Source organism: Bacillus chungangensis, assembly GCF_030812995.1.
GTDB classification, from domain to species: Bacteria; Bacillota; Bacilli; order Bacillales; family Bacillaceae_C; genus Bacillus_CF; species Bacillus_CF chungangensis.
In genome coordinates this window covers 57,639-79,714 of the sequence record NZ_JAUSTT010000020.1, presented here as the reverse complement: position 1 = coordinate 79,714, position 22,076 = coordinate 57,639, and the positions used below count along the sequence as shown (strand labels likewise).

19 protein-coding genes and 2 pseudogenes are annotated in these 22,076 nt (G+C 37.6%); 10 read left to right on the top strand and 11 right to left on the bottom strand.

The window, feature by feature from the left end:
• Positions 1 to 29 precede the first annotated feature (29 nt).
• From J2S08_RS15665 to J2S08_RS15630, 8 genes are all read right to left on the bottom strand, one after another.
• Positions 30 to 1,997, bottom strand: coding sequence for a BglG family transcription antiterminator (locus tag J2S08_RS15665; RefSeq protein WP_307231133.1), 1,968 nt, complete (start codon positions 1,995 to 1,997; stop codon positions 30 to 32).
• Positions 1,998 to 2,147: 150 nt separating this feature from the next.
• Complete coding sequence (locus tag J2S08_RS15660) at positions 2,148 to 2,663, bottom strand: YjbQ family protein (protein WP_307231131.1); 516 nt, start codon at positions 2,661 to 2,663, stop codon at positions 2,148 to 2,150.
• A gap of 4 nt (positions 2,664 to 2,667) precedes the next feature.
• Positions 2,668 to 3,363, bottom strand: coding sequence for a triose-phosphate isomerase (locus tag J2S08_RS15655; protein WP_307231129.1), 696 nt, complete (start codon positions 3,361 to 3,363; stop codon positions 2,668 to 2,670).
• Positions 3,364 to 3,385: 22 nt separating this feature from the next.
• Positions 3,386 to 4,222, bottom strand: a complete 837-nt coding sequence (locus tag J2S08_RS15650; protein WP_307231127.1) for a class II fructose-bisphosphate aldolase — start codon at positions 4,220 to 4,222, stop codon at positions 3,386 to 3,388.
• Between the two features lie 724 nt (positions 4,223 to 4,946).
• On the bottom strand, positions 4,947 to 5,639 hold the full coding sequence (trpA, locus tag J2S08_RS15645) for a tryptophan synthase subunit alpha (RefSeq protein WP_307231126.1): 693 nt from the start codon (positions 5,637 to 5,639) through the stop codon (positions 4,947 to 4,949).
• A 2-nt stretch (positions 5,640 to 5,641) separates the two neighbouring features.
• A complete protein-coding gene (locus J2S08_RS15640; RefSeq protein ID WP_307231124.1) occupies positions 5,642 to 6,919 on the bottom strand; it encodes a PTS ascorbate transporter subunit IIC in 1,278 nt (425 codons plus the stop codon).
• Between the two features lie 195 nt (positions 6,920 to 7,114).
• Entirely contained in the window at positions 7,115 to 7,393 is a 279-nt protein-coding gene (locus J2S08_RS15635; protein WP_307231122.1) for a PTS sugar transporter subunit IIB, read from the bottom strand.
• The gene (locus J2S08_RS15630) at positions 7,393 to 9,468 is read right to left on the bottom strand and encodes a BglG family transcription antiterminator (RefSeq protein WP_307231121.1); all 2,076 of its coding nucleotides are present in this window, start codon (positions 9,466 to 9,468) and stop codon (positions 7,393 to 7,395) included. Before J2S08_RS15630 ends, J2S08_RS15635 begins: the two co-directional genes overlap by 1 nt.
• Positions 9,469 to 10,215: 747 nt before the next feature.
• On the opposite strand from J2S08_RS15630, the gene betB reads away from it, so the two are divergent.
• The 5 genes and pseudogenes from betB to J2S08_RS15610 all read left to right on the top strand — a co-directional run.
• On the top strand, positions 10,216 to 11,691 hold the full coding sequence (gene betB, locus J2S08_RS15625) for a betaine-aldehyde dehydrogenase (protein ID WP_307231166.1): 1,476 nt from the start codon (positions 10,216 to 10,218) through the stop codon (positions 11,689 to 11,691).
• Positions 11,692 to 11,696: 5 nt separating this feature from the next.
• Entirely contained in the window at positions 11,697 to 12,899 is a 1,203-nt protein-coding gene (locus J2S08_RS15620) for an iron-containing alcohol dehydrogenase (RefSeq protein WP_370875694.1), read from the top strand.
• A 244-nt stretch (positions 12,900 to 13,143) separates the two neighbouring features.
• Positions 13,144 to 13,542 carry an IS200/IS605 family transposase gene (gene tnpA / locus J2S08_RS15615; RefSeq protein ID WP_307231116.1) on the top strand — a complete coding sequence of 133 codons (399 nt, stop codon included), beginning with the start codon at positions 13,144 to 13,146 and terminating at the stop codon, positions 13,540 to 13,542.
• 10 nt (positions 13,543 to 13,552) lie between these two features.
• Positions 13,553 to 13,672: pseudogene (locus J2S08_RS22765) on the top strand (helix-turn-helix domain-containing protein); the annotation flags it as partial.
• A 78-nt stretch (positions 13,673 to 13,750) separates the two neighbouring features.
• A pseudogene (locus J2S08_RS15610) lies at positions 13,751 to 14,188 on the top strand (RNA-guided endonuclease TnpB family protein); the annotation flags it as partial.
• Between the two features lie 77 nt (positions 14,189 to 14,265).
• Here J2S08_RS15610 and J2S08_RS15605 read toward each other — a convergent pair.
• From J2S08_RS15605 to J2S08_RS15595, 3 genes are all read right to left on the bottom strand, one after another.
• Positions 14,266 to 14,913, bottom strand: a complete 648-nt coding sequence (locus J2S08_RS15605; RefSeq protein WP_307231113.1) for an HAD family hydrolase — start codon at positions 14,911 to 14,913, stop codon at positions 14,266 to 14,268.
• A gap of 14 nt (positions 14,914 to 14,927) precedes the next feature.
• On the bottom strand, positions 14,928 to 15,476 hold the full coding sequence (gene cudC, locus J2S08_RS15600) for a choline uptake/conversion transcriptional regulator CudC (RefSeq protein WP_307231111.1): 549 nt from the start codon (positions 15,474 to 15,476) through the stop codon (positions 14,928 to 14,930).
• 348 nt (positions 15,477 to 15,824) lie between these two features.
• The gene (locus tag J2S08_RS15595) at positions 15,825 to 16,274 is read right to left on the bottom strand and encodes an RrF2 family transcriptional regulator (RefSeq protein ID WP_307231109.1); all 450 of its coding nucleotides are present in this window, start codon (positions 16,272 to 16,274) and stop codon (positions 15,825 to 15,827) included.
• A 268-nt stretch (positions 16,275 to 16,542) separates the two neighbouring features.
• Between J2S08_RS15595 and hmpA the strand changes: the two genes are divergently transcribed.
• The 5 genes from hmpA to panF all read left to right on the top strand — a co-directional run bounded on the left by hmpA (position 16,543) and on the right by panF (position 21,999).
• On the top strand, positions 16,543 to 17,754 hold the full coding sequence (gene hmpA / locus J2S08_RS15590) for an NO-inducible flavohemoprotein (protein ID WP_307231107.1): 1,212 nt from the start codon (positions 16,543 to 16,545) through the stop codon (positions 17,752 to 17,754).
• A 276-nt stretch (positions 17,755 to 18,030) separates the two neighbouring features.
• Complete coding sequence (gene tnpA / locus J2S08_RS15585) at positions 18,031 to 18,432, top strand: IS200/IS605 family transposase (RefSeq protein ID WP_307231105.1); 402 nt, start codon at positions 18,031 to 18,033, stop codon at positions 18,430 to 18,432.
• A 17-nt stretch (positions 18,433 to 18,449) separates the two neighbouring features.
• Entirely contained in the window at positions 18,450 to 19,898 is a 1,449-nt protein-coding gene (locus J2S08_RS15580) for a transposase (RefSeq protein ID WP_307231103.1), read from the top strand.
• A gap of 380 nt (positions 19,899 to 20,278) precedes the next feature.
• Positions 20,279 to 20,563 (top strand): YhdT family protein, encoded by a 285-nt coding sequence (locus J2S08_RS15575; protein WP_307231101.1) that lies wholly within the window; start codon positions 20,279 to 20,281, stop codon positions 20,561 to 20,563.
• Entirely contained in the window at positions 20,560 to 21,999 is a 1,440-nt protein-coding gene (gene panF / locus J2S08_RS15570; RefSeq protein ID WP_307231099.1) for a sodium/pantothenate symporter, read from the top strand. The genes J2S08_RS15575 and panF overlap by 4 nt, the downstream gene beginning before the upstream one ends.
• Positions 22,000 to 22,076 lie beyond the last annotated feature (77 nt).

Sequence of the window (22,076 nt, the reverse complement as noted above, 5' to 3'; positions counted from 1 at the left end):
CAAAATCCTTCTACTTTTGTATCATGATCCTAAAATTTACCGGAAAATAGATTTATCAAATCATTTGGTTGTTTTAGAGACTTAATACTTCTCTCGATATTCTCTGTATTTAATATAATTCTATAAATATGACCTAGAAGTTTACGAATATGAACAATATCTCTTTCTGCCACCGCTAGTAATATAATTAATGAGACGTTTGATTCATTATTCCATTTGATAGGCTCCTCTGTAGTCATGATGGCAATTTTGGTTTCGTTTACATACGATTGCAGTCCATGGGGAGCAGCAACCCATTTTTGAACAGAGGTGTTCCCTAGTTCCTCACGTTCATAAACGGAGGCTTTAAAGTTTTTTTGCACGATACCATCTTTTTCAAGTAGATGAATCATTTTTTCTAAACAAGCTTGCTTTGTTTTCACTTTTTCATTTAGAAAAACGTAGCGACTATTTAAATTCCTTAAAATAATATCTGGCTCCAGTTTGTCTACATCTTTTTTCTTCACAGAAGACGCCGAGTATTTTAAATAATAGGAGTAAATTTTCATTAAATCTGCATCACTAACTAATGGTGATACGTAAACGATAGGCATATCTATATTGTCTAGTTGAACGGAAGAAATAATAAAGTCAACACTTGAAATATCTTCATCTTTCAAATGTGGTTTTGCAATAAGCTTAAACTGTAAATTTGCGGGCAAGAGTTTTTTGATGCGATTAAGAATTAGGTCAGATGTAACAAGCCCTGTTTGGCAAACAACTAAAATCTTAGATATTTGTGCTTTACGCTCAATTGCAACTCTAAAATGAATTGTAATAAAACCGATATCATCATCTGTTAATTTAATACCGTACTTTTTTTCAAAATCTTCTAATATATAGCAGATAACTCTAAAAAGAACACCATAGTTATTTTTTATTTCATTTAATAACGGATTCACAATATCAATGTCTGATTTTATCCTATAGATCATTGGAAACATATGATAAATCAGGGAATCATAAAGCTTATCATCAGTCGTTAAATCTATTTCTAATGCCTCACTTGCGTCGGAAATAATACTTTGAATATCACTGGAAAAAAGAGACTCAAAGTATTTATTATTCACTTTTGCTTCAATCCGATGGGCAAATAGTTGATTACTTACATACCTATGTTCTAGGTCCGAAAATGTAAAACATAAATTAGATGAGATACTATGACAAATTTGAATCGCTAGTGGGTAATTTGTTAAATACTCAATTCCTTCTATCTGTATTTTTGGTGAGTCATTTAAGTGATTGCCACGATAGGAACGTGCAGTCAATACCAATAGTGAAATGAAAAGAGATTTTAAGTATTGCTCGGAAACATTACAATCTAGTGCTGATATTAATTCCTGCATAGATTGATAAACAACTTTCACAATATCTTTTCCAAATAAAGGATCGAGTATTTTAGAATAAGAAGACAGGGAATAGTTATGCATTACTTGCTCTATTAAATAATAAGCAAAACGTTTAAGTGCTCTTTGTATACCAGATTCTGTACCATAAACCCGGGTGCCTTTGACGTCTGAAACGAGCTTCACATCATTGTCCATAAAAGTCCGAATCCGATGAATATCTTTAATAATAGACGTAGTACTAATATAGAAATCCAATGATAAAGATTGGTAAGTAACCGTTTTATTTTCAATCAATAAGCTCTTCACTATTAATATTTGTCGATCCAAAGGTGTATAGTAAGTGGAATCTTTTATTTTTGTCTTCTTAAAAACATCTTGAATCAAATGATCTAAGGAAATAATCTCCCCACAAAGTTTTATACCAAGATTTGGCTTTTTATCAATGACAATATGATAAGTTGTTAATAACCCTTCCAATTTTGCAATATCATTAAAAATTGTCCTTTCCGATACTTTTAAACAATCTGCGTAATATTTAGCTGGTAAATATTCTTCCCTTTCAGACATTAACTCTATTAACTTTGCTTGACGTTTTGAGATATCGAGCAACTTCGACACATCCCTATATAAGGTAATGACAGTCTATTAATTATGTTTATATCTATTTAATTTTCTTATTAAGACACAATTTAAAGGAGATTTATTGCATATGATTACCTCAAACCTATTATGTTGGTTTCTTCACTTGAATATCGCTCTTTAATATTCACCGATAATTTTTATATGACAAGTACGATCTCTTTTACGTATTTGGTCCCAGTCGATAAAATAGATATAACCTACTAAACCAATCTGCATTTCACCATTTTCAATTACAAACGTTTCACTTGTCCCTAAAAGTGTACTTTTCAGATGTGCATCTGTATTTAGCATTGTATACGCATCAGGACTAATTTTACCTTTAAAGTCTTCTAATCCAACTTTAATATGATTTGGTCCTGGATGAAAATACTGTCCTTCTGTTACACAGCGTGGTATTAACTTTTCCAAAAGATTGTTTAAATCAACCTGTAAATACTCATAGCCATAATAATTTTTATCGTACGATAACTCCTCAAAAATGACGGAACACGTTGTATGTGGCGAGGCAACGGTACAAATCCCCTCCTGAATGCCACTTTTAGCTACATGTTCTTTCACTTGCTCGGTTACTTCATGATAAGTTACTCTATTACCATGTGATGGTAGGATAAGCTTTCCGGAATAAACAGCCATAAAATTACTTCCTTTCTTTTTTAAAATCTGCTACTGAAAGAATCATTTTTTTCATCATTTCTTTTGGATTGCCTGCTTTGACTATGCCACTAGTTACACCAACACCATCGGCTCCAAGTTGCAATAACTCCATCACGTCCTTTTCTGAGCGAATCCCAGCTCCCTGTTCCACCAAAACATTAGAATTAACTTCCTTAATTTTTTCGATCGTTGAAGTTACATAAACACGATCACTTATTTGCTCTTGACCTATAAGTCTAGTTGGTTCAGCTAAGACGATGTCTGGTCCTAGAGCAGCAACAGCTTGTCCCTCTTGAACTGAGTCAGCACATACAATCGTTTGTAATCCTACATCTTTTGCTCTTTGAATAGTATCTGCGAGAATCGCAAGTGATACTGGATTATCAGCATGATTCAAGACGACTGCACGAACACCAATTTGTTTTAAAGATTCAGGTAGGACCCGTCCCATTGAATCTCCGGGCTTAATATTATCCATATGTTGGGAAGTGACAAATAATTTTGGACACTCTTTGGCAACAATAGCGAGCTCCGTCAAAGGAGCTGTAAAAAGTATATCAATACTGTATTCATCAGCTAATTGATTAGCATACTGTGCTAAATCCATCAATGACTCGCCGTATAAAAAGGTCTTAGGGTTTACAACAAAAAAAGGTGCTTGAATTTTTTTATACGCCAATTTTACGATCATCCTTTCAAATTTAGAGTTCTATTGATTGCGTATTAAAAACGCTATAATAATGTTCAAGACACTTTTCTATTCTAAAACGCAATTGTTCTTGAACCTCAAAATAATTCTGTTCATTTACCGATAAATCCCTTACCGCTGCATTCACGAGATCAGTGAATATATTGATTTTCACAATACCGTTTACGGCGCATCGATTAAGGTTAGTATCTCCTGAAGAGGATCCGCCATGTAATACAAGTGGAAGTGGCACTACTTGAGCAATTTCTTTTAATCTATCAAAGTTGATCTTTGGCGTACCAACATAAGCGCCATGAGCGGTTCCAATTGAAATAGCGAGTGAATCGACTTTCGTTTTTTCATAAAAGTGTTTTGCATCTTCTACAGTAGTATAAAAAGATTCACTATGTTCGTGGTTTTCATAGTTATCTCCTGAACCTACATGGCCAATTTCCGCTTCTACAACAACTCCTCTAGGATGCGCATAATTAATTATATCATTTGTTTTGTAAACGTTTTCTTCGAATGGATCTTGAGAAGCATCAATCATAACAGAAGTAAACCCAAGATCAATTGCTCTTTTGATAAATTCTATATCTTGACCGTGGTCCAAGTGAAGCACGACTGGCACACTTGCATTCTCTGCGTAGTATCTACCTAGTAAGGCTGCTTCTTCTAGAGACATCACATCATGATGAGCTTGAGCAAAAGCTATTATAAGTGGTAATTGTCTTTTTTCGGCTACTTTGATATACGCGCGTAACGTGTTTTGATCAACAAAGTTAGTGGCTGGAATAGCAAACTTTTTCTTTGAGGCAATATCAAATAATTCCTTTGATGTTACTAACAATGTTTTTTCCTCCTTTTTTGTATTTGACTTTACAATTATAAATTATCATATAAACATTTACCGTTCATTTCGTCTTTGTTCAATATCGATCATGAAAAAAAAAATAAGCCTAATGAAAGGACTGTTTATGGCACTATAAAAATGGCTCTTACGCACTTTTAGTGATGCTTATTCTAAGATGTAATTGGAATATAATAACATAAAAGAAAAGAGTAATGAATTTATAGAGGGTCATGTAAACCGATTAAAGATGATTAAACGATTGATGTATGGATGAACAAGTTCTGAACTCTTGCGCATACGTGTATTGTACGTTTCTAAATAGTATTTTAAAAAAGTGATTTCATTACTTACTTTAGCAACAGGTAATTATTCCCCAACATTGCGTAAGAGCCATAAAAATGCAGAAAACAGCAATTAATTTATGTATATAAAAAAAGACTACTTGCCAACATCCCAAAAAATACATACACTCTATTGGGCAATAAGTTCATGGGAGGTATATTGGAATGAAGTGATCGTAACCGGTGACTAACTGACGTATTTATTGATCGCTTGATGCATTACTCGCATCTACTCGAATAAATCTTTTGTGTGCAGCCAAATAGAATGATTTTAAGCATCATTTTACAAGCTAGGAAGATTTTTTGTATGTTTCTTTATAAAAATAATAAAAAAGGGTTCCAGAAAGTCAGATTACTGACTTTCTGGAACCCTTTAAAACTTAAACACTTTTTAATGATTGCACATAAGCTTCAACTTCTTCAAGCGTAGAAGTATTAATAATTTTCATAAAATGGGAACCGATGATTGCACCATCTGCCCCATTTTCATAAACGCGTGCCACGTCTTCTTTTTCTTTAATGCCGAAGCCGATATAAATAGGCAGAGAGCTCCGCTCGCGAATGCGAGCCATTGTTTCAATATAATTAGTTGGCACTTGTTCAAAGCTTCCAGTTTGCCCAACGCCGCTCATACAGTAGGCAAACATCCGATTGTTAGAGATTCTTTCTTCCATTTCTGCTTCAGAAAGATCCTCGTTGTACAACTGAATAGGAGATGGAAACTCTTTCAATGTTATCATTTCATCAACACATAATAGTCCATCATATAGATCTTCATTACCTGATAGCAAATTAAACTTTTCTATTCCTTCTTTATAAGTCATTAAAGCAACTTCAAAAGAATAGTTTTCTTTTATTTTTTTTAATGTTTCTTTAAAATAGGCTTCATCCACTCCAGATGCAAGCACTTGACGATGGCTATCTTGAATGACAGCACCGTCCATGTGGGCATTTTCAACAGGGACGCCGATTTCTAAAATATCGACTTTATGTTTTTCTAAAATATCTAAAATTTGGAAAAAGCGCTTTTCATTAGGGTAGCAAAAGGTCAAATAGAGAACGAGTTTTTTCATGGTCAACCTCCGATTAGTTTTAATAAGATGCCGATGATTGGACCATAAAGAGCATAGTCGGTTTCACTCAAGATTCGCATCATTGGAGCATATGAGCCGATATGAGGCAACAGTAAAGCTTGTCCGATAATTAGAATTAATCCGTTTGTAAATGAACCAATTAAAGCTCCTCTTACTCCACCTGTAGAGTTACCAAAAATAGCAGTAACTGCGCCAGTGAAGAAAGTAGGGATTAATGCTGGGAAAACCGCAATTGGATAATCAACTGCTGCTAAGATCACCATACCAACAAAACCAGCAACTAAACTTGTGAGAAAACCAACAATAACAGAGGTTGGATAATTCGGGAATAATAACGGTACGTCCAAACCTGGTTTTGCGTTCGGAATAAGTTTGTCTGCGATACCGTGGAAAGCAGGAATAATTTCTGATAAAAGCATCCGTACACCAGATAAAATGACTGTAATCCATAATCCGAACTGCAATCCATTTAAGATAGAAAATGTGATAATATCACGGCCGTCACTAATGTTTGTAGTGACCCAGCTAGGTCCACAAAATAGTGAAACAACTAAGAACATGACAGTCATAACGACAGTTAGTGCGATTGTCATTTCACGAAGGAAGTTAAGACTTTTAGGGATTTTTATATCCTCTAAATCGCGTTTTTTATTTCCGAAAATGCCGCCTAGTTTTGCAGCAATCCAGACACCACTAGAACTAGAGTGTCCTAATGTAAAGCCTTCTCCACCTTTAATATCTTTCATAAGTGGATTTACGTACGCACAAGTGAATGTCAAGTAGAATCCTAAAATAGCAGCACCAATTAATACAAGCGGCACGAAGCTTAAATTCGTTCCAAATTTAAGCAAAGCAGCGATTAAACCGGAGTAAAAGAATGAAACGTGTGCGGAAAGATGCACATATTTAAACCGTGTGAAACGAGCTAGTAGAATATGAAATAAAAAGCCTAATGCAAAAATAAGAGCCATTTCTGTTCCGATGTGGATAAAACTTTCTGTTTGAGCTTCAGCGAGACTTGGGATGTCTGCATTTAAACGGAAAACTTTACTGAGCATCGGTTGCAGCGGCAAGAGGGAAACCCCTAGCGTTTGTGCTCCTGTATTAATTAATAAGAATCCAATCATTGTTTTGATTGCACTAGAAACAATGGCATCAAAAGACTTTTTCTGAGCTAGCAAACCAATAACTACGACAAGGCCAATGACAAAAACAGCTTGATTCAAAACGTTGTCAATAAGGTACATAAGGATGTCCATTTTAGTCACTCCTATTCTAGAGGTTGTTCAAAAAGTCCGGAAAATGCCGGGGGCTTTTTAAATGATTTTATTCAGTCTCCCCGGTCCGGAATGCGCTCTGTATACAACGAAAGAAGTCAGCACGGTTTGTGCAAGTCTGTTCCTAGAGACTTCATTCCACGAAACCTCTGCTCTTTTTTGAACATGTACTTTTTATTAAGAAATTTCTTTGATTGCTTTAAGCAGTTCTTCTTTTAAGAAGTTTTTATCCATCATGTTGTCGATGCGTAGTACATAAGCTTTAGAATTACGTAAAATATCCGCAAAATCAGATGTTGTAATCACAATATCGTAACTATCTGCATTGACTGAGCCAATATCAGAAGCTTCAACATTAGCATTAATTCCTTCTCCAGATAAAATTTGTTGTGTGTATAGGCGAAGCATCATACTGCTTCCAACACCAGCACCACATACAGTAACAATGTTTAGCATTATTTTTCCTCCTCTTTGATAATGTTCATTACTTCTTTTGAAGTAGTTGCTTCCAAAATTGCTTTTATTTTTTCTTCTTGGTTTAAAATATCGACAAGTTCCGATAATGCAGTAAGATGTGTTTGATGATCCACTGCACAAAATCCGATGACGATTCGAACAGGATCGTTTAATCGATGTCCAAATTCAATTGGTTCTTTTAGTGTAACAATACTAAATCCAATGTCTTTGACACCATATTCGGGACGTGCATGGGGCATCGCAATGCCAGGGGCAATTACAATATAATTCCCATTTTTATGGACATTATCAACCATTGCGTCAACATATTCAGACTCAATTAGTCCATTTTTTAGGAGTAATTCACCGCTGCGTTTCACAGCAGTATCCCGGTCTTGTATGTCAGCTTTCACTTCAATTAAGTTTTCGTTTAATAATTCGATTAACACAGGATTTGCTCTCCTCTCATTTATCTTTGGCATTGCATCTTCAGGATGGAAATATTCTTTTAATCGATTCCGTAGTGCTGTAGGATCATGGATTGTACAATAAGGCTCGATGAGTTTCATGATGTCTTGCACTAATAACTGTGGCCCGTCTAGTCTTTCTAGCACCATTGTTAGGTTCTGCAAATCTTCCTGAGATAATACAGGATTGACCGTTATTATTTCTACATCATCCAATTCAAGTGGAACAGTTGTAATGACCAAGTCAATTGGCTGGCGTGAAATAATTTCATTCGCTTGCCGGGCTGGAAATGCACCAATCAAGCGGATGCGAAACCATTTTTTCAACTGCGTCATTAACATTTGGGAAGTACTTGTCCCAGTATTGCAGACAATGATCGCCACAGGTGTCCGGCGCGATTGTTTTTTCTGGCGCTCTAGTGCTGCTGTGACATACATTGTTACAAAAGCAGTTTCATCCTCATTAAAAATAATGTCTAGCTCTGCCTCGATAATGGTGATCGTCTTCATAACAGCGCAATGGACAAGTGTGTAGTTGTCGCGAATCTGATCCAAAACAGGATTGTCGATCGTAGTGCCGTTTTTAATTCTATAAATGGCAGGTCGTAAATGAGCCAGTAAACCATTGAAAAGTTGTGCGTCATTCATTAGTGGTACATTCAATTCTTTTTCAACTGCTTGAATGAAGGCACGCGTGATCATTTGCAGCGGCAGCCACTGATCATTGATGTTTCCTAATTGATTCGTATTCTGCAAACTGCTGCTCACAAGTTGGGCTGCAAAGTAACCGATTTCATTTTCAGGAAAATCTATATTAAAATAACTGTCAATTTTTTCTTTCAATTTACAGGCTGCTTGATATTCACGAGTTTCTTGAATGCCAGTAATAAAGGGCATTTTTTCCAATGTGCGGCGCTGTTTAACACGCGCAATTGCCATGCCAAGATGGAGCATAACTCGGAAATAAGAATTGTCCGCAATAATTGTTTGCAATTCATGTTCTGCTTCACTAACAATTAAGGCAAGCATATTAATATCTGCTTCGGACAGAAACTCGCTCAATATAATGCTCTCTGAGCTTGGAATGTCAAGTAAATGCCTTTGTTCTTCACGGTAAACAGCCAGCAGAGCTTTACGAATGGCTAATTCTGTTCCTTCAATTTTTAAACCTTTATAAGGATATGAAATAAGGGATAAGTTAAATGAAGTAAGCCAATCCTTTATCTGCTTTAAGTCATTAATAACTGTATTTCTTGATACTTTCAGAAAATTGGAAACCTGGTCGATCGTTACATAATTATTTCTAATAAGAAAGAAATGCAACATCCGGTATTTTCGCTCTTCTGGAGTATGAAAACTGAATTCCGCCTGATCTAACAGCATTTTTATTTTGTTTTTTGTCGATTGCTTCGGGTAGAAGAACACCCCTTTTCCTTTTTGTCGAGTCAGTGAGGCGAGGTCATGCTTCATTAGAAACTCATCAATCTCGATTAAATCGTTATACATGGTCCTCTGGCTGACGGAAAACTGTTCGGACAATTGCTTCACTGTAAAGAACCGATCATTTTCCATTAGGAACAAAATGAGATCCCTTGCTCGATTATTCATCTTATATTTCCACCTCACTTTCATTATAGGAAGCCCTCTTGTCACTTACCAAGACCAAGTTTTTGCGAAAGTACATGCAAAAGTTGGTCTGATGTTTTGCAAATACCATTTGCAAGATTGCAAAACTGGAGATTTATCCCACATCTAACTGGCAAGTCAAGACCCCCACCTCGGGGAGTAAGAGGAATCAGAAGCGCTAGGTGGGGGATAACTGAAAGTCAAATGTCCGATTGGTTCAACTAACCATAAGTGGGGGATGAGAAAAAACCCCCACTTATGGAAGTTTCACTTTATTACTTTGCTAACTCGCCATCTTTTTTCATTTAAGCATACATATAGCTTCTCTCTCCACTAAAAAGATACAACTATTAGCATGTCCGAAACTGTGCAAACATATTGTTTTTTATGTTTTTATTGTTGAAAAATCATGTTCAAAAAGAGTGAAGAAAGATATAGATCTAAAATAGCGATGTTGGGAAAAATGCCACAAGAAAGGGAAAGCTAAATGAATTTGCTTTGAAGAAAAAAAGCATCTCCTTTTTGAATGAAAAAGGTTTTATCGGAGGTAATTAGAGCAAAAGACCTATTTACTTGAAGTTTCTCTTTATTTGCAAAACAATGTTTTGAATGTTATCGTAAAGTTTGTACAGTTTTCACTGTACGAATTGTATATGAGAGGTTGGTGTTTAAGTGAGTCATTCTAGTAGAATAAAAGATTTCGTATCAGGAAACATCCGAAACTGGAATATGTTTATTGGCCAATGGGTGGAAGCTTCGGAGAGAAGGGAAAGACACATCCTCAATCCTTTTAATCAAGAGGTTATTGCAATTGTAGCAGAAGGAAGCAAAGAAGATGCTGAACGAGCAATAGCTGTTGCAAGAGAGGCATTTGACGAAGGGACTTGGCCGCACATGTCTGGCTATGATCGCAGCAAGCTAATAAATCGTATTGCTGCACTCGTCGAAAAACATTGTGATGAGCTAGCAATCTTAGAAACACTCAATACAGGCAAAACCCTTATTGAAAGTAAGGCAGATATGAACGATATTGCCGATGTATTTCGTTATTATGCAAGTTTAGCTAATAAAGATGAAAGGGTATTCATTGATTCGCCAATCAAAAATACTTCCAGTCAAATAAGAAGAGAGCCTGTCGGAGTTTGTGCTCTCATTACACCTTGGAACTATCCATTGCTGCAAGCTTCTTGGAAGCTTGCTCCTGCTTTAGCTGCTGGCAACACGGTTGTATTAAAGCCAAGTGAACTTACCCCCCTTACTTCTTTAAAAATGATGGAATTAATAGAAGAAGCAGGGATTCCAAGTGGTGTCATAAACGTTGTGACTGGTTCAGGAGCAACTGTTGGCAGCACATTAGCAGCATCAATGGATGTCGATTTCATATCGTTTACTGGCGGAGGTGAAACGGGAAGGAAAATACTTGGGTATGCAGCAAGCAATTTTAAAAAAATTGCGCTTGAGCTAGGAGGGAAAAATCCGAATGTCGTATTTGCTGATTGCGACTTTGAGACGGCTCTTGATTACGCTTTAAATGCCGTTTTTTTTCATGCAGGTCAAGTTTGTTCAGCTGGAACTCGTTTAATCATTGAAGAAAGTCTCCATGACCGTTTTGTTGCTGCTTTAGTCGACCGAGTAAAAAGCATAAAGCTTGGAAGCGGTATGGATGATGAAACGGAAATGGGACCGTTAATATCTGCAGAGCATCTTCATAAGGTAGAAAAATATATAGAAATAGGAAAGCGAGAAGGGGCAACACTGCTTGTTGGAGGTAAAGGGCCGGAAGACAAAGCTTTGGCACAAGGATTTTTCATTCTTCCAACTATATTTGATCACTGTTCTGCCAATATGCGGATTGTTCAGGAAGAAACTTTTGGTCCAATCTTAACTGTGGAAACGTTTCAAACAGAAGCAGAAGCAATAAGACTGGCTAATGATTCAGTGTATGGTCTTGCAGGAGCAGTCTGGACAAAGGACATGAAGCGTGCGGAACGAGTTAGTCGGGCCTTTCGAATGGGAACTGTATGGATTAATGATTTTCATCCTTATTTTGCACAAGCGCCTTGGGGTGGATATAAGCAATCTGGGATTGGCCGAGAGCTTGGGAAGGTGGGCTTAGAAGAGTATACAGAAATAAAGCACATTTTTCAGAACGATCATCCGCAGCCAATGAAATGGTTTGGCAATCAACTGAAAGGAGAAGAATGAATTTGATGAAATTTGAACGCATGAATCGTTTGAAAGGATTTGAAATGCCAACAATGGTGAAATCCTCTATCGGAGCAGTCAAATGTGTCGGTCAAGAAGTGAAAAAGCTTGGTGTAACCAAGGCAATGGTAGTGACGGATGAGCAGCTTTATCGTGCTGGAATAGTTGAACCAGTGGAGCGTTATTTACGAGAAGCGAACATAGAAGTCGTTATTTTTAACCAAGTGAAAGGTGAGCCTGATACGAATATTGTTGCAAATGGAAGCGCTGTTTACGAAGAGCAAAGGTGTAATGGCCTTGTTGCTGTTGGCGGCGGCAGCTGTATGGATACAGCAAAAGCAATTGGGGTGGAGGTGGTGCATGGTGAGCCAGTCATTCATTACGAGGCTTCAGAAAGCGGCAAACCATTAGAAAAGCGAATCCCCCCGCTTGCAACGATCCCAACTACTGCTGGGACTGGCAGCGAAGTAACGCAATGGTCTGTCATTAGAGACCCTGATCGAAAGATTAAATTCAATACCGGAGGACCACTTATTGCCGCGCATCTTGCGATCATTGACCCTTCCTTGCAAGTCTCCATGCCTCCACATATCACTGCAGCAACTGGAATTGATGCTTTGTCGCATGCCATTGAGTGTTATACGTGTCATTGGGCACAACCTATAACCGATGCCGTTGCATTGTTAGCAATAGAATACGTAAGTAAATACGTGAAAAGAGCCTATGCAGACGGAAAAGATATGGAAGCACGCCATGGAATGGCACAAGCTGCGATGCTCGCAGGACTTTCCTATGGAAGTGAATCAGCTGGAGCAGCTCATGCGATGTCGCAAACTTTGGGAGGAGAGGTTCCGGTTATGCATGGCCAATGTGTTGCTGCGATGCTTGCGCCTGTAATGGAATATAATTGGATGGGAGATCCAGCGAAATATGCACGCATTGCACAAGCACTAGGAGTAAATACGACCGAGATGAGCATCGAGGAGGCAGCCAAACAATCTGTAAGAGAAGTTGAAAAACTTGTAAAGGAGCTTCGGATACCTACGTTAATGGAGCAGGGAGTAGATCCCGCTTATATTCATCACTATGCACAGGCAGCCTTTCATGACCCGCAAACGATCGGCAATCCGCGAGATATCGATATTGAAGGGTATAAGTGGATATATCGCCGTTGTTTTGGAATGGAGCGTTCAAGTTTATCATATTAATAGATAAAGATTACAAAAAGAGCTATCTTTTCAAAATAAACTGTACCCTTTGTATAGGACAGTTTAAAAAAAGATAGCTTTTTTTATCAGTTCCCGACAGAAGACTCCCACTTCAAGGAATGAGAAGGGCGATAGGCCAATGAGTAAGTGGGAGATGAATGTCGGTTAGGAATAAGCCTAAAAGTTGTCTCTTTTTTGCATTATGATATAATCAGTATTAGATAAAAGAAAGGCTGATATTACAATGAAATTGGATAGTAATAATCATTCAGTATTCTTAATGTATTACCAACTTGTATTAGTCGTTAAATACCGCAGAAAGGTTTTTGACGATGAAATGTCTGACTATGCAAAAGACATGTTTGTAAAGTTAGGCAAGAAATATAATATATCATTAGTTGAATGGGATCACGATTCTGACCATATCCATATTCTATTTAAAGCACATCCAAATACTGAATTATCAAAGTTCATTAATGCTTACAAGAGTGCAAGTTCTCGAATGATTAAAAAGGACTTTCCACAAGTAAGAGAAAAACTATGGAAAGAAATGTTTTGGTCAAGAAGTTTTTGTCTACTAACTACTGGGGGCTCTCCCATCCATGTAGTTAAGAAGTATATTGAAAATCAAGGTATGAAGTGAGGTGAAATCAATGTTAGTCAATAAAGCGTATAAGTTCCGTATCTATCCAAACAAAGAACAAAAAACACTAATTGCTAAAACAATCGGTTGTTCTCGCTTTGTATTCAATCACTTTTTGGCAAAATGGAATGATGCTTACAAAGTGTCTAGACGACAGGAATTAGCATTAAAACGAAAATGTAAATTAAATGACGTTAAGAACTATCAAAAACAAAAGCGTAAAGTGGCTTGTATTCATGAAAAAATCACTAATGCAAGAACAGACTATTTGCAAAAAGTCTCTACTGAAATCATCAAAAACCAAGATGTGATTGGTATTGAAGATTTGCAAGTGTCAAATATGTTGAAAAACCATAAGTTAGCGAAAGCAATTAGTGAGGTGTCATGGTCACAATTTAGAACAATGTTGGAGTATAAACCAAAATGGTATGGCAAACAGATAGTAACTGTATCTAAAACCTTTGCAAGCTCTCAATTATGTTCAGTTTGTGGCTACCAAAACAAAGACGTTAAGAATCTCAATCTTCGTGAATGGAATTGCCCTTCTTGTGATACACATCATGATAGAGATATTAACGCAGGACAAAATCTTAAAAACGAAGCCATAAGACTTCTAACCGTAGGAACTACGGGGGTAGCCTACTAAATAACTGGTGGGTACACTGGTGTTCGTAGGAATCCCCCACTTCAAGCAACTCGTAAGAGTGCTAAGTGGCGGGTAGTTCAATTAATATGTATAGGATCACTAGAATGAATTGCTAATAAGTCATCAGGCTTTAGAAGTAAGCCTGTAGGACTTTCATTTAGCAGCTTTTCTTTTTTTCCTTCTCCCCACAATGCTCCATAACTTCTGATTCCTGCTGCATGAGCAGCTTGGATGTCTGTTGGTTGATCCCCAACATAGATGCAGTTCTCAAACTCAATACGTAATTCTTTTATTGCTTTTAACAAAGGCTCAGGATTTGGTTTTGGGTCATTGCAATCATCTAATCCTATCACAACATCAAAGAATGGATAGAGTCTTGTATGCTGCAATTCTGTTAAGATATATCGATTATATTTTGAGGAAACAATCCCCATTGTTATTCCCCTAGCTTTTAATTCAGTTAGGACATCGAATATTCCATTATATTCCTTAATTTGAGTTTGAATCTTTTCATAATAAGTAAAAAAGGAGTGAAGCACCTCTCTTTCTTGTCCTGCGAACCATTCTTTTATAATTCTAGTAATCGGTTTTCCGATTAAATAATCTTTTTCTTCATCAGTAAGTTGGCGGTTCCTAATGGCTTCAATACAGTTGGAGCAAGCCTGAATATACCATTTTTCACTATCATGCAAAGTTCCATCTAAATCAAATAAAATTGTTTTCATGTGCTCCTCCTTTTTCATCTTTTTAATGTTGGCTTCGGCAGCCATTCAAAGATTTTACCGCTTTTACATTGGAGAAGCAGCTCTTGGAGCCAAATGTAGTAGGATTCAGCTTCTTGCATTTTTTTTAGATCACGATGTGCCTCCTCTTTAACAGCTTCCGAAATATTTGGATTCTCAAGCAGCGATAGGAGGGAGGCTTTTGTTTTTGCAACAGCTTGTTCATTGAGATTGACTTCTTGCTGCCATTTTGCACAAAAAAAATCGACGAACGTTTCGTAAAAATCTTTTTCAGCTTCGTAGAGATCTTTGCGGACTCCTTTTTGCCATACCTTTTTTACCATATCAATTTCCATTAGCTTTCGAACCCCTGTACTCATACTTGTTTTGCTCATCCCAAGAGATTTTCTCATTTCATCCAAATTCATCGGTCTGTCTTGAAAAAACATGGTAGCATATAAGCGCCCAATCGAAGGGGTTACACCATATAAATCCATCGTTTCTGCCAATGAATAAATAAAATGTTTTCGTGCTTCATCTAGCATTTGGCGATCTTCTTTAGACATAAGATAGGCTCCCTTCTACATATATATAATTACAAAAGATGCGATTCAATTATTTTAAGCTGTATATAATAGCTGCTTGTAAGAAATGTGCTTTCTCAGCGTTCTTCTACCTCATTTGAAGGAGTTTTAAGCATCGAAGGCTCCTACTTTTAGCGAGTAGGAGCCTTATAGGCATTTTACCAAGGAATTGTTCATAAAACTTTTTAAAAAATATTTTTAAAGCACACAATACTAAAATTATAACATAAATATAATGAAAACAAATAAATCTACATCTATGTTTTAGGAAAATACCAACTGGAAGTAAACTTCCCCATACGGCCTTTATGATCAGGGTCTGAAATTACTTTACTCGTTCTCCCTAGCATTTGCAAATAGCTGTGCATACTGAAAAGGGTTTTTAACGATATCTGCTAGTGAATACGTATCAAGCACAGTTAAATAAGCTTCAAGTGCTTGATGAAGGACATGTTTGAGTCCACAAATGGGTGAAATAATACACGTATTTGAGCCGCCATCAAAGCATTCAACTAGTTGAAAGTCATCTTCTGTCTTTCTTACAATTGTACCAATATTGATCTCTTCGGGAAGACAAGCAAGCCTAATCCCGCCGTTTCTCCCTCTAATTGTTTCAATGACGCCTATTTTTCCCAATTCATGTGTTACTTTCATTAAATGATTTTTGGAAATATTATACACTTGAGCGATTTCCTTAATGGTTGTGATATCTTCTTTATTTTTAGAGGCAAGATATATTAATACACGCAGTGAGTAGTCAGTATATTGAGTCAGTCTCATTGATTCAACGCCTACCTTCATCTATTCATATCTAAAGGGCTGCTTAAAGATGGAGCAATGTTTCCATGAATAAAGTTTCTTTGCCAAGAACTTTCCTTCCTTCATTATATAGTCAACTGTTCATAAAAAGAAAATCGAACGTAATCGGTGATGGTAAAAATGAAATGTGACAGGTTTTTAAAAGATGTATTTAAAATATTGCTTTTAACGTTTTTAAGTTTAGAATGAAAGATATATTTAAAATACTTCTTTAAAAGGGGAATGTTTGATGTTATCACAAAAAACAATTAAGACGATAAAAGCAACTGCACCAGTTCTTGAAGTGCATGGAAAAACAATTACTACCCATTTCTACAAAAGAATGTTTCAAGATCATCCTGAGCTCTTGCATATTTTTAATCATGCGAATCAACAGCAGGGGAGGCAGCAAACTGCCTTAGCAAATACTGTTTATGCAGCCGCGAAGCATATTGATCAGTTGGAACAAATCATCCCTGTTGTAAAGCAAATTGCCCATAAGCATCGAAGTTTAGCGGTAAAACCAGAGCATTATCCTATTGTTGGAAAATATTTGTTAATTGCTATTAAAGAAGTGCTTGGCGATCAAGCAACGGATGACATCATGACTGCATGGGAGGAGGCATATGGCGTTATTGCAAATGTCTTTATCGAAGTAGAAGCGGAAATGTATCGAGATGCTCGTGAACAAGAAGGAGGATGGGATGATTTTAAAGATTTTAAAGTGGTGAAAAAACAAAAAGAAAGCGCTTGTATCACGTCTTTTTATTTGAAGCCAGTAGATAATCATGTACTGCCATCCTTCCAGCCAGGGCAATACATTACTGTCCAATTGCAAATACCTGAAGAAACATACACATTTAACCGTCAATATAGTTTATCGTGCGCTCCTGGCAATGACTATTATCGAATCTCCGTTAAGAGAGAGGCAGATACAGAACCTAATGGAAAAGTATCCAACTATCTTCACGATTTTGTAGAGGAAGACGATGTCCTTGCAGTCAGCGCTCCCGCAGGCGACTTTACATTAAATATGGAGGAACAAGCACCAGTTGCATTTATTAGCGGTGGCGTTGGATTAACTCCAATGATGAGTATGCTCGAAGCACTTTCTCAACATAAATCAACAAGAGAGATCACCTTTATTCATACAGCTAGAAATGAACATGTTCATGCTTTTCAAGCAGATACGGTTAAACTTGTAGAGTCACTTAAGCATGCACAAGCTTTTTTCGGCTATGAAAAACCGGTGAATACAGAAGGCAATCATCATTTTAGGGGCTATATCACAAAGGATTTTCTCCAAAAAGTAATTGCTGGCAATAAAATTTGCTATGTGTGCGGTCCCATTCCATTTCTGAAAAACGTCGTCCAGATTTTGACAGAACTCGGAATTCCAAAAGAAAATATCCGCTATGAATTCTTCGGCCCTGCACTTGATTTGCAAACAATTAGTGCATAACAGATGAAAAAACAACCAAAGCCATTTGGTTGTTTTTTTCAATTGCATCACCAGCAATCATCAATATTTTCTTTGACATTTTTGCTTCCTCCTTTTATGGCGTAAGCCACGCTAGAACACCCGTGTCTTTAGACATGGGATGAATGGCGTTCGGCAGGAGGGGGGGCATTTGTCACCTCGACAGTCGACAGATGTAATCTAAATTTTCCCTCTAAACATTAGATTTCAGACGATTTCACCTCAACATATGTTAAAATAAGTGTTGAGGTGATTTTCGTGGCAGAAGTACATTACGGACGTGGTTACGTCTATTCTATCCATTATCATTTGGTCTGGTGTGTGAAATACCGTCGAAAAGTCCTGACTGACTTAGTAGAGTTTGACATCAAACTCATACTCTATGAAATTGCCAAAGAACACGGTTTTAAAATCGAGGAAATGGAAACGGATAAAGACCATATCCACTTGCTTGTTGAGTGTAAACCGCAGCACTATATTCCGAATATGATGAAAACACTGAAAGGCGTTTCGGCGAGACGAATTTTTCAAAAGCACCCCGAATTAAAATCAAGACTTTGGGGCGGTCATCTTTGGAATCCAAGTTACTTTGTCGCTACTGTCAGTGAAAACACAGAAGAACAAATCCGGCATTACATTCGTAACCAACAAAAGAAATAACGAAAGGATGACCCTGGATGGCGACACCTACTTACGTTTTGACACTGCCGCTTAAAACAACAGTATGGCAGGAACACATTCTAGAAAAACGTCTGAATATCGGCAGAAACATCTACAATGCTTGTTTGGGCGAGGCTTGGCGCAGATACAAATATATGACGCGCAATCCGCAGTACTGGCAGGCTGTCCGCGTGGAAAAAGGGAAAGAACGTAATCGCCTGCTAAACAATTTCAAAGAGCAGTACGGAGTGAGACGTTTTCACCTGAATATGTACGTTCAGAACATGGGACGAAAATTCAGGCAAAATATTGGGTCTCAAATGGCTCAAAACATTGCGGAGCGTGCTTTTTCCGCTGTTGAAAAAGTCATGTATGGAAACGGGAAAACAGTTCGTTTTTGCCGTGTAGGTGAGTTCTACTCGCTGGAAGAAAAAACAAACAAAACAGGTTTCCGATATTTCCCGGAACAACAGCACGTGGAGTGGCTCGGTTTGACAATGCGGGTCTTACTCAAAGCAAATGACGAGTATGCGCATATTGCATTACAAGACCGAGTTAAATATTGTCGCCTTCTAAAAAAAGTCATTCGCGGGAAAAACCGCTATTTCGTTCAATTCGCACTGGAAGGCTTTCCGCCAAAGAAACGCAATCAAAATCATTCGGACGACACCGAAAAGCGGGTTGGGATTGACATTGGTACTTCTACGATCGCCGTTGTGTCAGATACAAAAGTTGAGCTAACAGAGTTGGCGAAAGGACTGGCTAATGACGAACAGGGAAAACGTGTTCTTCAACGGAAATTAGACCGTCAACGCCGTGCAAATAACCCGGATAAGTACAATGCGGACGGCACAATCAACCGTTCTAACCGCGAGAAATGGGTTCAAAGCCAAAATTACTTGAAAACAAAACGTAAATTAGCAGAATTAAGCAGAAAAATCGTAGATAAACGAAAACAGAAACACAACCAATATGCGAATTTCGTCCTTTCACTCGGCTTAGATGTGCGTGTCGAAAACATGAATTACAAAGGCTTACAGGCACGTGCCAAGAAAACAGAAGTCAGCAAAAAGACAGGAAAATTCAAACGTAAAAAACGTTTTGGCAAATCTTTAGCCAATCGAGCGCCCGCAATGTTCTTAACAATATTAGACAACAAATTAAAAGCCAAAGGCTTAGAACTCAAGCGAATTGACACCGCAAAAGTAAAAGCCAGTCAATTTGAGCATTTTACACAAACTTACGTGAAGAAAACACTCGCAACCCGTTGGAATCATTTTGAGCAGGGGGATATTCAGCGCGACTTGTACAGTGCATTTCTCATCATGAACACAAAAGGCAATTTGCGCGAGGTCGATGTTGACCGTGCAAATGAAACATGGAATAACTTTTTCAACCTGCATCAACAGGAAATTGAACGTATCAAACACTTGAACAAAAAACAATTATGCAGTATCGGCTTGTAAAATACGATACACAAGGGTTTTGAAGTGAGCCCAAAGGGCGCAAATGGAAACAATGGTTTCCTTGCCCATGAAAGTCTGGGAGAACCCCATCAGTGGTCGGTGTCAATTTTCGCACACGAAAATTATCCGAACGAAGTGAGGACAGTACCCCAGAACCTCGCGACTTTAGTCGTGAGAGCTTCAGGATCACACTACTGTAAGGTTCTGCTTAAAAAGTGAAAATCCTTTTTTTACAATCAGCACACAAATGTTTAGTTTAAAAATGAAAAAGAATGCACATATTGAATTTGGCGTAGATTAATAGAATAATGCAGTGTATGATGTAGAAAACTACTATTAAAGACCAGTGTCAAGTTGCTCGAATTCGAAAGGAGGAGCATATGAAAAACAGGATAGAAGAGAAGGACAAGCGTTATAAAATTGCTCATAGAGAAGCGTGGATTGGTGTAGGGCTTGTTCTTTTCAATTTTATTTGGTGGTACGGTTTTGGATATGGTTTAGGATCTGGTGACCCTAAAGATTACCAATATGTATTTGGGCTGCCTGCATGGTTTTTTTACAGTTGTGTACTGGGGTTTATTGTAATGCTGATACTTGTCATTGTCTGTGTAAAGTTTTTCTTTCAAGACGTTCCTTTCGATGAAGAGGAGGGAGATGTACGATGAACTGGGCGGTTATCCTTCCGCTTATTATTTTTCTCGTCATTATTTTTGTGATCGGTTTTTGGTCTAGTAAACAATTAAAAGCGACCGATTCGTTTTTAGCTGAGTATTTTTTAGGAGGCCGCCAACTCGGTGGATTTATTTTAGCGATGACGATGATCGCCACATATGGCAGTGCAAGCAGTTTTATTGGTGGGCCAGGAGTTGCTTACACAAAAGGTCTTGGATGGGTATTTTTAGCAATGGCACAATTAGCAACAGGATATTTTGTTCTCATGGTTTTAGGAAAAAAGTTTGCAATTGTCGCCAGGAAATATAAAGCCATTACGCTCATAGATTTTTTAAAAGAACGTTATCAAAGTAAAACAGTTGTCCTCCTCTCCGCGTTAAGTATTATTATTTTTCTGTTTTCAGCGATGGCTGCCCAATGGGTGGGCGGAGCAAGATTAGTAGAATCTTTGACGGGTTTGTCCTATACAACGGCTTTATTTATTTTTGCTGCTTCTGTTTTAGTTTATGTGATTATTGGCGGCTTTCATGCAGTAGCTCTAACAGATGCCGTTCAAGGCGTTATCATGTTTGCGGGAACATTGATCTTATTAATCGCAACGATCATTGCTGGCGGTGGAATATCAAATATTATGACGGAGTTAGTGGCCGAAAACCCCAACCTCGTCTCTCCTTTTGGAGCAGCTCGTGATTTGACGCCTGCATATGTATCTTCTTTTTGGATTTTGGTTGGTGTTGGAGTTGTTGCGCTACCGCAAGTTACAGTTCGAGCAATGTCTTATAAAAATTCGAAGGCGATGCATACTGCTATCATTGTTGGGACAACCGTTGTTGGGTTTATTATGCTTGGCATGCACTTAATTGGCGTATTTGCACGACCGATTCTTCCAGGTATCGATATTGGCGACAAAGTCATGCCGATGCTCTCGTTGAAGGTGCTGCCTCCATGGCTAGCGGGAATTGTATTAGCAGCGCCAATGGCAGCGATTATGTCAACTGTTGATTCTTTGCTCCTTCTTATCAGTTCTGCTGTCGTCAAAGATGTTTATTTAAATTATGTAAAACCAAATGCAACCAATCAACAAGTAAAAGCAATGAGCTTCGGTGTAACAACGGTAATCGGGATTTTAGTAGTCATCCTTGCGCTCAGTCCACCAAATCTTCTTATTTGGCTAAATTTATTTGCTTTTGGTGGATTAGAATCTGTTTTTATTTGGCCGATTATTCTCGGACTTTACTGGAGTAAAGGAAATAAATATGGTGCTATTGCTTCAATGGTTATTGGTATGGGCTCTTATATTTTATTTGATCAATTTTATCCGAACGCATTAGGGCTTCATACCGTTGTACTACCAATCTTGATCTCTCTTATTGGTTATATAGTTGTGAGCTATGCTACGAGAGAAAGAGTGGGGCCTACATTTCACTAAGGAGCATGAAGGCAACGCAAAAGATACGAAGTGTCTTTTACGTTGCCTTTTTTCATAACACCATTAAAAAGGTTTTT